The following is a 14,293-nucleotide window of genomic DNA, read 5'->3' as shown; positions in this document are numbered from 1 at the left end:
AAGGATATAAATCAGATGATTCCTTCATCGATAACTAAATATGGCTAGTGGCCAAACAACTATATATCAAACATAGGTAAGGTCATGATTAAGTTATTGAGACAAAGACATAGCTTGAAACATTGAGGTAAGGTTTTGCCAATGAGGCAAATACATTCATCTGTTTTAACTATGCTAACTTTGATGGCTGGCTATACTTTGAATCACTAATATTAAGTTACTAGTAATAGGATAGCTGGCTACTAAAGCTGTTTGTTCAGCGATGAGGGTAAGCAAAATAACCAGAATTGATAGTTTATAGCTGTCTATCAAACTGACTATGTCATACCGTCATCGCGACACCAAAATAAAAAAATACCATGCCGCTAACATATATAGTGCAAACATAGTATCTCAATGGGTAGCGGTTTAAAATCTTATTGATGATATAGCATCATAAAATCTTAAATAACTACCAGCATTATTTTAGTGCCATAACCGGAAGCTGTAATAATGGGAAGTTTCATGACAAAACGTTCTTTCTTACGGGTAGTAATATGCGGTTACTAATTGCATTATTCAAGTGGATTTAAGAAAAAAGCGATAAAACTTAACAATTGAGATATAAACGGTTAATTTTACAGATATTTGGTACATAATAATCAAAAATAGAATAACAAAGTTTAAATAGTAGTCAAACTAGACTTTATGCATACGGTGTGACTATAGCTGTTAGCAAGTCTAGTTTGGCTTTTGAACTATCATTTTCTTTTTCTCTGCAAATTTTTCTCTATAAATGACAACTGTTTAAACGAAATTTCTAAGTGACTAGTTTATGCTGGGTTTCCGATATCGATAAAAGTAACTGGCAGGCCAAATTTTTGAGCAACTATCTCTCCTAACGCCTGAATACCGCCACGCTCCGTTGCATGATGACCACAAGCAAAATAGTCAATTCCAAGCTCACGCGCGCTATGCGTGGTACGCTCAGATATCTCACCAGAGATAAACGCATCACAGCCTATGCTAGCCGCTTGCTCAATCATATCTTGCGCACCGCCCGTACATATACCCACACGTTTGATCAGCCTACCATTTGTCTGAGCAGAAGCGTCTGCATGATATTCAGCTGAAATATGTAATGGCGCGCGACCTAAGGCTTGAGTAATGGTTGCAATGAGATCGTCAGCAGTTTGCGGTGTGCAAGTGGCGATATTGCCCACAGGGTGGGACTCGGTAGGATAGAGTGCACCAGTAATCGTCAGGCCGAGCATGTCAGCAAGTTTTGCGTTGTTGCCAGAGATTGGGTGTGCATCAAGCGGTAGATGATAGCCAATCATAGAGATACCGTGTTGCATCAGCTTGCGCACGCGTCGACCTTTCATGCCAGTAAGCGTAGCAGGTTCGCCTTTCCAGAAGTATCCATGATGCACCATAATCGCATCGGCATTGTCAGCGATCGCAGCATCTATCAAGGCTTCACAAGCAGTGACACCAGTAACGATACGTTGAATCGGGCGTCCACCATCGACCTGCAGACCATTTGGCGCATAGTCTTTAAACGCACTGGTAGATAAGTAGTCGTCACAGAACTGTGTCAATGCCTGAACGCTAATGCTTTGAGTATTTGATTCAGCTATCGTATGATTTGCAGTCATTATGTTTTCCTGTCATCAATAAAATGTAGGTCGTAAGGTGCTGTAGATTAACTAAGCAAAAATTGTGTATTATCTGTCATGTTTGAGAGTGTTTGGTTTTGCTCTTTTGACTTTATATTCAACTCTCAAGATGCTTAAGTGTCGAGTATCGTAAAAGCTATTTTAACATGCCGTTGTAAGCAAGCAGACAAGCTGGATAACTGAAATGGTACACGATACGTTACTATTTACTGGTATTGCGGTTATAATTTATACACGTGAGTCTGCCTAGCTGTATAGCATTTGACCATTCAATTGATGGGTCAAGAATAGCTAAGCGGTCGCTATTATCTCACATCGTTTTTCACTGTCTGTTTGCAATAAATTTATAGAGGTTTTATATGTCGTCATCCCGGAACACCAATAACAAGGCGTCTTTATTAAAATGGTTACCTTGGGTCTTATTGCTGCTAGTGTTGGCAGCGTTTATCTGGTTGTTCACGAGTATGAAGTCGACGTCGGAGGCCACATGGGAGCCGCCGAGAACCCCGCCTGCGGAGCAGCAAGCAGCAGAGCCAGTGTCGGACACGCCAGCGCCTATTTCTTCTTATCATAATGCAGTTGCGCGTGCATCGCAGTCTGTGGTCAATATCTATACGACACAAACGATGACCGAGCATCCTTATATGGATGATCCCGTACTGCGCCGATTTTTTGAATATCATGGTGGCCCATCACAAGAGCAGGGCAATACCAATTTAGGCTCTGGTGTGATCGTATCAGAAGACGGCTATATCGTGACCAATGCCCACGTAATCGAAAAAGCAGATGAGATCACAGTCGCGTTCAATGATGGTCGTAAGAGTCGTGCTAGAATCATCGGTACAGATCCTGATAGCGACTTAGCAGTGATTAAGGTCGATATGACAGGGCTGACACCACTTGGTTTCCGCGAAGATCCAATTCGTGTAGGGGATTTGGCCTTGGCGATTGGTAATCCATTCGGTGTGGGTCAGACAGTGACGCAGGGGATTATCTCAGCGACTGGTCGTACTGGACTGGGCGTCAATAAGTTTGAAGACTTTATCCAGACTGATGCGGCGATTAATCCAGGTAACTCAGGTGGCGCACTGGTCGATGCTCATGGCGAGCTAGTTGGTATCAACACCGTTATATTCTCGCGCTCTGGTGGCTCGATGGGTATTGGCTTTGCGATTCCGACGGCACTGGTTGAGCAGGTGATGAATGCCTTGATTAAAGATGGCCGTGTCAGTCGTGGTTGGTTAGGTATCGAGATTCAGTCACAGCTACGTGACCCGACGCAGCTAGAGACATCAACAGGCGTAGAAGTGCTAAACGTCATTGATAACAGTCCAGCGGCAAAAAGTGGTCTACGCGTCGGTGATATCGTCCTAACCATCGACGATGTCGAGATGACAGATGCCAATACCTTGATTCAGTATGTTGCCCGTAAGCCACCAAATACTGAACTGGATGCGCAAATATTGCGTCAAGGTAAAAACGCCCAAGTAAAAATCACGCTAGAAGAGCGCCCAGCACAAGAACCACTTGAGCGTCCTGTCGTACTACAAAATGAGAGCATGGGCGGAATGGAGCAACCAAACATTCAAGGCGATGAAGAAACGCCGATGATGTCAAAGGCAGAGCGTGATCGTATGCGCGAAGAGCTAATGAAACTGTTTGAACAAGATGCCGCGTCGCAGTAAGTCGTAGTTACTGTTACCACTATGTGCTGACTCATATATACATTATGAGTCAGCATTTTTATTTGGCTGATAACACAAAAAAGCGCGCTCCTTATCTAAAGGAGCGCGCTTTTTGTGGGAGCTAGTTTTTCTGAAACTAGAAGGTTAGGTTCATTTATACGTAACCCTGCTATAACTTTTCAATAGGGTCATGATTGATATAAATAACACCTTGCACACGGCAACAGCAGGGCAGGATTTCATCTTCTTCAATCATCGCCAATGGGTCAAATGGATAATCAACCGTATGTGAGCTAGCAATACGCTTAACTCGGCAACTACCACAATAGCCTTCGCGGCATTGATAGTTTACGTCGTGTCCGGTGCGTAGCAGTCCATCTAGCAGACTCTCGTCATCATGTAGATAGAACTGCTTTTTACTGGTCATTACCCAAGTCATTGTGAATCCTATTGGGATATGTCTGTGCTACTGCTATCCCTACTATTAACCCATAAGACGATTACAGCGGTAGAAATTTTATAGCTTCAAATTTCTACCGCTCAAGTCTTTATCGTTCAAAGTCTTTCTAGCTCAAAGCTCTTATAGTTCAGACTTTTACAGCTCAAAGCTTTTACAATTCAAAGTCATCAAAATCACTGTCTGATAAGTCAGAGTCAATCTGACCAACCAAGTACGAGCTAATCTCAGTCTCTTGCGGTGCTACTTGCACATTGTCAGATGACAACCACGTGTTGATCCACGGGATTGGGTTTGATTTTGAGTTCGGGAACGCCGCTGGCAAGCCGACAGTTTCCATACGTAAATTGGTGATGTACTCGATATATTGGCAAAGGATGTCTTTGTTTAAACCAATCATCGAGCCATCTTTGAACAGGTAGCCTGCCCATTCTTTTTCTTGTTCAGCAGCTTTGCGGAAAATCTCGATACTTTCTTCATAGCACTCTGCGGCAATCTCGACCATTTCAGGATCGTCACGACCGTTACGCATAAGGTTCAGCATGTGCTGCGTACCTGTCAAATGCAGTGCTTCATCACGAGCGATTAGCTTAATGATTTTGGCATTACCTTCCATCAATTTACGCTCAGCAAAGGCAAACGAGCAAGCAAACGACACATAGAAACGAATGGCTTCTAGTACGTTGACTGCCATGATGCATAGGTACATCTGCTTTTTCAGTGATCTCAAATCAACGGTCACTTGCCCGCCATTGATGTTATGCGTACCTGGCCCATACAGGCTATATAGCTGTGAGTTGCGGTACAGCTCATCATAGTACTGGGCGATATCAGAGGCACGGCCTAAGATGTGCTCGTTTTGCATAATGTCATCAAAGATAATATTTGGGTCATTGACGATATTACGAATGATATGCGTATAGCTGCGCGAATGAATGGTCTCAGAGAACGACCATGTCTCAATCCACGTCTCAAGCTCAGGGATAGACACCAGCGGCAGTAGCACCACGTTTGGACTACGACCTTGGATAGAGTCGAGTAGGGTCTGGTATTTGAGGTTGCTCAAAAATATGTGCTGCTCATGCGAGGACAGATTGCTAAAGTCGATACGATCGCGTGATACATCGACTTCTTCTGGACGCCAAAAGAACGATAGCTGCTTTTCAATCAATTGCTCAAAGATAGGGTGCTTTTGTTGGTCATAGCGTGCCACGTTGACAGGCTGACCAAAGAACATCGGCTCTTTTAGCGCATTGTTTGGCGTTTGAGAAAAAATCGAGTAAGTCATGGGACTGCCTTTATAATTGATACGGTTATTAATTTATAGGGGTGTGACTGGTTTTGATCTGATGTTATGACACGTTTTTGGATTATAGCGTTTTAGCTTAGAGGTTCTCTAGTGATATCTGCGACGACTCTTGTCCATCGTTCATATAGGCTTTGAATATCTCGCTAAGTTCACTATCATCGAGTGCTTCTAATTCATCAAGTGCGCTTTTGCGTAGGGTACTCACATCAGACTCTTCTGCTGCTATTTTTAAGTCTTTTTTAGCCGCGCGCGATACTGGTTTTTTGGCTGCTTTTGACACGCTTTTTTTGGCGACAGTTGTCTTTGGTGCTTCATCCACACCTAACTGCTGACGCACCTCTGCAATATCAACCTCGACTTGTACGATATGCGAGCCACCATCGTTTAGGTCTGAAAATACGTTTGGGATAAACAAACCACCGTCTTTGATGATTGCGGTATATTGCACATGACCTCCGTCGTTTTATTCTGTCTGTATGTTTTAATTATAACAGTAGCCAATCCCGCCTACCGCTTGTATCTGCCTTGCCGCTGGCGTGCAGTCTATCGTGTCTGACCGCATTCCTATTGTCTCGATACTACGTTCAGCCACCGACTGCATCGCCATCGTCGTCAGCAGGATACCACTATAGTCGGGGCTAAACGACCGTGTTAAGGCATCTTTCTTTCTTCTTAACGACTCTTCTGTTTGGGCTCACCCTACAACTTTCTATGCTTTAGAGTAGGTTGGTGTCGAGGCACGAGACCCAACAAAGACTCAAACCGTTGGGTTTCCTTCGTCAACCCAACCTACGTGCTATATAAATTGGCCAGATCTATGCTTGTTTATTTTCAATTTTCTGTCTATCTGCAATCTCTTTAATGGCTTTATCAGTAGAGAATAACTCTTCATTTTCTTCATCTAATATAACGGCAGCACAAATTGTATTGTAGCTTTCAATATTTCGCACACCTTTAAAAGCCTTTATTTCGCTAGGGATCTTATAATTGGTATATTCACAGTATAAAAAATATATTTCTTTCAAATCTTCGAAATCTTCACCATCGCAAAGGAGGTCTTTACCTTCATAAAGTTCTTTTATGATCTTTGAATAATATCTTTGAGCTTCTCCTTGAGTTGAAAAGGTAAAACCTCTATTTTTCAAAGTTAATGTTTTAGCGACCATTTTAAACCTCAAATAGTTAGGTGATATATAAAATATAGTCAATCATGAGCTACAAATTTAGTCATATCATAGGCTATGGTATTGGCTCACAAGGTTTCTCAAAGCAAGGTAAAAAACCTAGCTAATAGCACTTGCTCCAATTCTCAAAGTAGAAACGCTTAGTCTATGATAGTTCTTTATTTATTAGCCTTTCATATTCTTTTGTTCTTATCCTTCGACTTATTTCCCGCTTGATTAGGTCACAAGCGTAGCCTTTGTCTCCGCCTTCTATAGATGTAATAATCGTATTGCTACAGTTTTCACACATAAAATCTGTCTTATTTGCTTCCATACGATTATACACAGAGCACGAACTATCATCATAAATCAGCGTAGCATCGCAGTGTGGGCAGTAACACCATAGATTAGAAATTTTGCTATCAGCCCAGCTCCATCTCCATAGGGCGCTACGGATAAAATCTTCAGTGTATAACTTAAATAGCGGTTCTCTAGGTTTAAAGCGGATATACGAGAAAATTAAAATCATGCCAATAAGCGTAATGAAGCAAACTACTAATAAAAGCCAGCCTGATACTAAATATGTTGCTGTTAATGCTGTCCAAATCCAAGTTGCTATATACCCAATCCAAAGTCTAAGTTGCGGGATAGTTAAAAGAATTATTCCTGCTATGACACTTGCAGTTGTTCCAATTGCAATTAACTTAATAGAATTCTCGCTCATAACAACTCTTATGTTAGGTATATCAACAGGTTTCTTTAAAAGAGGAATAAGTTTTAGATTAGGGTAGCTGCCTGAGAACGGAACGTTATTCTATTTTCTTACCATTTTTGAAAGTATATAGTCTCAACTCTCTGATATTAAATACGCCAATATTTAGTATCTCCAATGGCAAAGATGAGAAATCATCTTTGCCATTTTTATTGCCTGATACCTGTAGTACCAAACAAATTTTGAAACCTTTCAACTGTATATTAGTGGTAGATGACGAGCTTAACCCAAAAGCCAAACCCGCCACCCGTCAGAAATTCTATTTAAAGAGCTTCTTTTTCAAACTTAAATCTTACATGCACCGCCAGCACAATCATCTTCCATATCCGCTTGGGCATCGTTCGCACCATCACGAGTGTTATGGTAGTACAACGTCTTCACACCCATTTTATAAGCGTTTAGCAAGTCTTTTAGCAATATCTTCATTGGTACACGGCCACCAGCATAACGAACTGGATCGTAGTTGGTATTGGCAGAGATACTTTGATCGACGAATTTTTGCATGATAGCGACCAGCTTTAGGTAACCGTCATTGTTTGGCATTTGCCATAGTAGCTCGTACTGATCTTTTAGCTTATCAATCTCAGGGACGACTTGCTTTAAGATGCCATCTTTTGACGCTTTGATAGAGACCAGACCACGTGGTGGCTCGATACCGTTGGTCGCGTTGGCGATCTGACTTGAGGTCTCAGACGGCATCAAGGCGGTTAGGGTAGAGTTGCGTAGACCATGCTCAGTGATCTCGCCACGTAGCGTTTCCCAATCGAGATGTAGCGGCTCTTGGCAGATTTTGTCCAAGTCGGCTTTGTACGTATCAATCGGCAAGATGCCTTGCGAGTACGTAGTCTCATTGAACGCAGGGCACGCGCCTTGCTCTTTTGCCAATTTGTTTGACGCTTTCAAGAGATAGAACTGCAAGGCTTCAAATGTCTGATGGGTCAGACCCAATGCTGAGTCGTCTGAGTAGCGTGCGCCATTCTTAGCTAAGTAGTAAGCATAGTTGATTACGCCCACACCAAGCGTGCGACGACGCATGCTGCCGTTTTGAGCGGCTTTTACTGGATAGTCTTGATAGTCGAGCAGGGCATCAAGCGCACGAACGATTAGCTCGGCTGGCTCTTCGATGTCGCTGACGTTTTCGACTTTACCCAAGTTGACCGCTGATAGCGTACAAAGGGCGATTTCGCCTTCTTCGTCATTGATGTTATCCAGTGGCTTGGTTGGTAGTGCAATTTCCATACATAGGTTTGACTGGCGAATCGGGGCAACCGTCGCGTCAAATGGGCTATGGGTGTTGCAATGATCGACGTTTTGGATATAGATACGACCCGTACTGGCGCGCTCTTGCATCATTAGGCTGAACAAATCTGCTGCTGGGATTTGACGGCTACGTACGTTAGGATCATTTTCGTACTTGGTGTATAACTCTTCGAACTTGTCTTGATCTTCAAAGAACGCATCATACAAGCCCGGCGTGTCACCTGGTGAGAATAGTGAGATGTCTTGGCCTTTGATTAGGCGAGTGTACATCGTTTTGTTTAACTGTACGCCGTAATCCATATGACGGACACGGTTGTCTTCGACACCGCGGTTGTTTTTCAGTACCAGTAATGATTCAACTTCTAAATGCCATAGTGGGTAGAACAACGTCGCAGCACCGCCACGGACGCCGCCTTGTGAGCAGCATTTAACAGCTGTCTGGAACAATTTGTAGAACGGGATACAGCCAGTATGCTGTGCTTCACCGCCACGGATAGGGCTACCAAGGGCGCGGATACGACCTGCGTTGATACCGATACCAGCACGCTGTGACACATAGCGTACGATGGCGCTAGTGGTGGCGTTGATAGAGTCTAGGCTATCACCACATTCGATCAGTACGCACGAGCTAAACTGACGCGATGGGGTACGTACGCCTGACATGATCGGCGTCGGTAGTGAGATTTTGAATTCTGAAGTCGCATCATAGAAGCGTTTGACGAAATCAAGACGGTCTGACTTGTCGTATTGGCTAAACAGACACATACCGACCAGCATGTACAAGAACTGCGGGCTCTCATAAACGGTCTTGCTCACGCGGTCTTGCACGAGATATTTGCCTGCCATTTGCTCAACAGCGGCATAAGCAAGATTCATATCGCGCCAGTGATCAAGGTACTCTTCTAACTCATCAAATTCAGCACGGCTATAGTCAGCTAAAATATGTTGATCGTATTTGCCAGCGTCAGTCAAAGTTTTGACATGATCATATAGGTGCGGCGGGGTGAATTTGTTATAAGCAATCTTACGTAGATGGAAGATAGCCAAACGCGCAGCCAGATATTGATAGTCAGGCGTGGTTTCAGAGATTAGGTCGGCGGCAGATTTGATGATGGTTTCGTGAATGTCACGAGTTTTGATACCTTCATAAAACTGGATGTGCGACTTTAGCTCAACTTGAGACACAGACACGTTGTCCAAGCCGTGAGCTGCCCACGCTATTACCTTGTGAATTTTGTCTAAATCAATAGGCTCTAAACGTCCATCACGTTTGGTTACTTGGATTTTGTCAATATGTGTCATGCTGGCCTCTATTTTGATTGCTTATTGTGATGCTGCGCGCCGAGTGGGCGGCAGACATTCTTTATAACGCTATTATGCGGGGTTGTGCTAGCTGGTTTTTTTGGGCAAAAAGCTACCACTACTCATAGTGACGGTTAAAATCACTGAGTACTACATATAGCGTGTTTGTTAATTGGTAGGCACAATATAGCGGGAAAATTTTGAAAATACTATATTGATTTTAGAATAAAACTATGTTGCTACAAGGTTGTAGGCAGTCCAAATTTTGGCAAAGGACGATGGGATAAGGGTTAGACGCAAATGCGGTCAGTAATAAAATTTTTGTAAAAATATCGTGAGATTTACTTTTCATTCTCTCGGTTATTGTCGACTGATAATAGGAGTCATGGCGGCAATAATGCGGGCGCAGATTGTACATCAAACCACAAAAAATCGCCACCCATAACTTATTACTAGCGAGTGACGATTTGGACTAAAAAGGCGTTAAAGTTTTTTATGCGACTTATAAAACAATACGAACCGTTTTTGCATTATCAAGTGAGGCATAAAGCGCATTCACTTGCTCAGCAGCCGTTAGGTACAAATTGACCCGTGCCGAGTGAAAACGACCTGTTTTAGATGGTTTGACTTCGATAGACGCCAAATCAAAATCAGGGAACTGACTACCCAAAATTAGCTTTACTTCATTAAGCAAACTCTCACGCTCGCCTTCATGACCGATGATGCTCAGTGGGTAGTTCATCGGGAACTCCCAAAGCTCTGGGTTTTGGATATCAGTCTTTTTGCCTACCAATGCGCCTTTATTTGGCGTCAGGTCAGTGACTTTAACTGATGGCTGATTGCTGGTTGGGTTATTTGCATTGTTATCATTGTTATCATTGTTATCTTTTGAATCATCACTCATGATATGAGCCTCGCTTATATAGGTAAATAAAAGAATAGGTAAATAATTAAGTAATCGCTGCTATAGACATTTAGTTAGTTAAACATCTGCTCAAATCATGCCAAAATCATAACGCCAAAATCTGAGACAGGCTCAGTGTAGACATTAGTGGCATTTAAATCAGTCAAGCTATAGTCGATTCAATTTAAAAGTAGTACAAGGCAACCGAGTGTAGATGTACATGTGATACTTCAAGCGAGGTTAACGCTGTCATACTTTTATAGTGGAATGGCTATATTAGGCAAAGAATATATGCACTGTTTATAGTGGTCTATGGGTGATTATTCAAGTGAAGTCTGTATTTAGTCCGTTCCATCTTGAAGTAGTAAGCCAAATGGCTTTTATTGAAACTATTATAAAAGCTACTGTAAATAACCATTAATAGGAGTGATATCAGGCGGAATATCCGTCTCTCCCAATGCTTCTCGTAAATTAATCTCTATAGTGCGTGACAAGGCAGTTAGAGGTAACTGGTTAGCCGCCAAGCCAAAAGGCTCTTCTAACTCTTCACTAAGCGCGTCCAAACCAAAAAAGGTATAAGCAATCACCGCACAAATTAATGGGGTCGCCCAACCGAGTGATGCCACCAAGCCAAAAGGCAACATAATGCAATACAAATAGGTCGTGCGATGTACCAGCAGCATGTAAGCAAAGGGCAGTGGTGTGTTATGTATGCGCTCGCACGCTGCCAGTACAATTGTCATAGAGGTCAGGCGCTCGTCCATATTTTGTATGACTTGCTCCGATACCAGTCCTTGACGCCGAATATCGCCAAGCTGCTTACCCATTAGGCGCATTATATAATCAGGTACGTTTTTTGCTTGGCGCATACGGTCATGATGTATCGCTGCGACAAGAGGCTCGATATCCGCCCAAGGTGGCGTACCACGCAATCTGTGGCGCACCGCATGGGCAAACGCAATGGTCAGATATACCATCGTTCGCTGAGTATCGCGTGCAGTTGCATTGTTATCCTCGCTATCATCTATGGCAGTCGCATCGTCCTCATCTATAAAAGACAGTACTTGGCGCGTTAAGCTACGAGAGTCATATACTAGCTGACCCCACAGTCCGCGCGCTTCCCACCAACGCTGATAACTGGCATTGTTCCGAAACCCAAGAAACAACGATAACGCAATCCCGAGCAGGGTAAACGTTGCCATACCATAATAGGGAAACGAGTCAGGAAGCCAGTGCTGGATAATCGTGATAAGCGTACTAAGAATAGTAATCAGCAAAATTTGCGGATAGATTTTTGGAATGATTGATCCACGCAGGGTGAAAAATATCTTAAGGGCATTGGGCGTTTGCCGGACAATCATGTCAGTTTCCTAGCGATGGGGTATATGGAGACACTATTAAATGTCTCGTGTGATTCTAATATAGAATCGAGTTCTGTAAAGCCCAAAAGGCTATAAATTTATTCAAACAGAAGCGTAGGGTAATTACTTAAGCTCGGTAATTGGGATAGCCAAAAAGTTAAATCCTCGCCAAAAGGGCGATGTTTTTATTAATCCACTTTATGTATGTTAAAATGACGCGAAATATTACTCCTTAACTCTATAAAAGCTGCAACTCTATAAAAGCTGCCACCACAAAGATGAATACGCCACCCTAGCTGACCCTCTCCTCAATAATGATTGCTTCCTATAGCAATTACTCTCATAAAGCGTCTAACGCTTTTTCTTGTGCGCACGCACTGCTTTAACGTTTGTACCACTATTCGATATATCTAGTGGATCGTAAAGATTACCCCACTAAAAGTAAGTTATGACGATAACTCGCTAACTATGATCATTCATATTTTTATATTTATCATTTGATAAGCACTGGGCAATGTACCTAGATAGAGATGTGTCAGACTTTTCATGTGAGCTGATTTTTAACTGCTTTTTAGATGCTTTCCAATTAGATGCTTTCCTAAGTAACTATTAGATATTTCGTTTATTGACAGACTAAAGCAGTTCCCCAAAACTGAGTTAAATATGTTAAATACAATTAAAGAGCATTGGCTATCCAATGCGCGCGGCGATGTCTTGGCTGGCATGGTTGTCGCTTTAGCGCTTATCCCTGAAGCGATTGCATTTTCTATCATTGCCGGTGTCGATCCCCAAGTAGGGCTTTATGCCTCGTTTTGTATCGCGGTAGTGATTGCGTTTGTCGGTGGTCGTCCAGCGATGATTTCGGCGGCGACAGGTGCGATGGCGCTACTAATGGTGACGCTGGTCAAGGATTATGGCTTGCAGTATTTGTTAGCAGCCAGTGTGCTGACAGGTGTTATACAGATTATTTTTGGCTTCTTAAAGCTAGGTAATCTGATGAAATATGTATCGCAATCCGTAGTGCTCGGCTTTATCAATGCCTTGGCTATTTTAATTTTTATGTCGCAGGTTCCTGAGCTGTTGCCGCAGGCAGGTTCAAACCTAGTACACGTATACGGTCTTGTAGTGCTAGGTCTCGTCGTTATCTATGGTTATCCATATATTCCAAAGATCGGTAAAGTGATTCCATCGCCATTGGTTAGTATTGTACTAGTTACGGCTATAGCTATCTTATTAGGTACAGAGGCGCGAACCATAAATGATATGGGGCAGCTGCCTGACACTCTGCCGATGTTTTTGATACCTGATATCCCGTTGAACTTAGATACGTTGATTATTATTTTCCCGTATTCTATTAGTCTGGCGATAGTTGGCTTACTTGAGTCTATGATGACCATGACTATCGTAGATGATTTGACTGATACCAAAGGCGACCGTATGCAAGAGTGCAAAGGCCAAGGTATTACCAATGTGGTTAGTAGCTTTTTTGGCGGGATGGCAGGCTGTGCGATGATTGGCCAGTCGATCATCAATGTCAAATCAGGTGGTTATACACGTCTTTCTACCTTAGTTGCAGGCATATTTTTATTACTGATGGTGGTGTTTTTAAGTGATTGGTTAAAGATTATTCCAATGGCCGCATTGGTCGCTGTAATGATTATGGTGTCTATCGGTACTTTTAACTGGGGTTCCTTTAAAGAGCTAAAAACCAAGCCGCTGCAAAGTAATGTGGTCATGATTACGACCGTTGCTGTGGTGGTCGCAACGCATAACTTGGCCTATGGCGTATTGATTGGCGTGCTGCTGTCAGCATTGTTCTTTGCCAATAAGATTGAGCGCTATATGAGTGTGCATAGTCACATGAATGAAGCAGCGCAAACGCGTTATTATCGAGTGGACGGACAAGTGTTTTTTTCATCAGCAGAGCGTATGATTGACTCCTTTGATATTAAAGAATCTGTCTCTAACGTGGTCATTGACGTGTCGCGCGCGCATTTTTGGGACGTGACAGCAGTCGCCGCCATAGATAAAGTGATTATTAAATTTCGCCGTGAAGGCACTGAGGTAGAGCTCATCGGTTTGAACGAGGCGAGCCAGGCGATGATAGACAATTTCGGTGTGCATGATAAGCCAGATGCTGAGCAAAGCTTAGGCGCGCATTAAATTAGCTATGTATCAATAGTGTCATATTGATAAATACAAAAAAGCTGAGTATATCTCGGCTTTTTTTATGCAGATTAAAACCTGATTAGAAGACTATATTCTTTTATGGATAAAGTTTTTACAAGCTAATAGGATGGCAGAAGAGAAGGAATAGCTAGAAGGGAGGAAGTACTGGTTTGGATGATGCGGTATGAAGATAGTTAATCGTTATATTGAAATATCTAGATGTTTTTTAACAAAGAAAAATAGCTCTAAAGAT

General features: G+C 42.7%; 11 protein-coding genes. 2 read left to right on the top strand and 9 right to left on the bottom strand.

Features of this window, described 5'->3' with window-relative positions:
• Positions 1-812: 812 nt before the first annotated feature.
• Positions 813-1,637, bottom strand: a complete 825-nt coding sequence (locus Q0788_RS02995; RefSeq protein WP_298807763.1) for a Nif3-like dinuclear metal center hexameric protein — start codon at positions 1,635-1,637, stop codon at positions 813-815.
• Between the two features lie 380 nt (positions 1,638-2,017).
• Between Q0788_RS02995 and Q0788_RS02990 the strand changes: the two genes are divergently transcribed.
• Positions 2,018-3,343, top strand: coding sequence for a trypsin-like peptidase domain-containing protein (locus Q0788_RS02990; RefSeq protein ID WP_201566687.1), 1,326 nt, complete (start codon positions 2,018-2,020; stop codon positions 3,341-3,343).
• Between the two features lie 169 nt (positions 3,344-3,512).
• On the opposite strand, the gene yfaE is transcribed toward Q0788_RS02990, so the two are convergent.
• The 8 genes from yfaE to Q0788_RS02950 all read right to left on the bottom strand — a co-directional run bounded on the left by yfaE (position 3,513) and on the right by Q0788_RS02950 (position 11,871).
• Positions 3,513-3,782 carry a class I ribonucleotide reductase maintenance protein YfaE gene (gene yfaE / locus Q0788_RS02985; protein WP_057759542.1) on the bottom strand — a complete coding sequence of 90 codons (270 nt, stop codon included), beginning with the start codon at positions 3,780-3,782 and terminating at the stop codon, positions 3,513-3,515.
• 172 nt (positions 3,783-3,954) lie between these two features.
• Positions 3,955-5,088 (bottom strand): class Ia ribonucleoside-diphosphate reductase subunit beta, encoded by a 1,134-nt coding sequence (gene nrdB, locus Q0788_RS02980; protein WP_298807762.1) that lies wholly within the window; start codon positions 5,086-5,088, stop codon positions 3,955-3,957.
• A 97-nt stretch (positions 5,089-5,185) separates the two neighbouring features.
• The gene (locus tag Q0788_RS02975; protein ID WP_298807761.1) at positions 5,186-5,557 is read right to left on the bottom strand and encodes a hypothetical protein; all 372 of its coding nucleotides are present in this window, start codon (positions 5,555-5,557) and stop codon (positions 5,186-5,188) included.
• A 367-nt stretch (positions 5,558-5,924) separates the two neighbouring features.
• Positions 5,925-6,275, bottom strand: a complete 351-nt coding sequence (locus tag Q0788_RS02970; RefSeq protein ID WP_298807760.1) for a hypothetical protein — start codon at positions 6,273-6,275, stop codon at positions 5,925-5,927.
• A 163-nt stretch (positions 6,276-6,438) separates the two neighbouring features.
• Positions 6,439-6,996, bottom strand: coding sequence for a hypothetical protein (locus tag Q0788_RS02965; protein ID WP_298807758.1), 558 nt, complete (start codon positions 6,994-6,996; stop codon positions 6,439-6,441).
• Positions 6,997-7,329: 333 nt separating this feature from the next.
• The gene (gene nrdA / locus Q0788_RS02960) at positions 7,330-9,606 is read right to left on the bottom strand and encodes a class 1a ribonucleoside-diphosphate reductase subunit alpha (protein ID WP_102090443.1); all 2,277 of its coding nucleotides are present in this window, start codon (positions 9,604-9,606) and stop codon (positions 7,330-7,332) included.
• A 502-nt stretch (positions 9,607-10,108) separates the two neighbouring features.
• A complete protein-coding gene (locus Q0788_RS02955; protein ID WP_310649256.1) occupies positions 10,109-10,420 on the bottom strand; it encodes a DUF493 domain-containing protein in 312 nt (103 codons plus the stop codon).
• 491 nt (positions 10,421-10,911) lie between these two features.
• Positions 10,912-11,871, bottom strand: coding sequence for a bestrophin family protein (locus Q0788_RS02950; RefSeq protein ID WP_298807755.1), 960 nt, complete (start codon positions 11,869-11,871; stop codon positions 10,912-10,914).
• A gap of 663 nt (positions 11,872-12,534) precedes the next feature.
• On the opposite strand from Q0788_RS02950, the gene Q0788_RS02945 reads away from it, so the two are divergent.
• Positions 12,535-14,034, top strand: a complete 1,500-nt coding sequence (locus Q0788_RS02945) for a SulP family inorganic anion transporter (protein ID WP_298807754.1) — start codon at positions 12,535-12,537, stop codon at positions 14,032-14,034.
• The last annotated feature ends 259 nt before the right edge of the window (positions 14,035-14,293 follow it).

The organism is uncultured Psychrobacter sp. (assembly GCF_947500265.1).
Classification (GTDB): domain Bacteria; phylum Pseudomonadota; class Gammaproteobacteria; order Pseudomonadales; family Moraxellaceae; genus Psychrobacter.
Note: the sequence above shows the minus strand (reverse complement) of the source record. Positions and strands in the feature narration are given on the sequence as shown.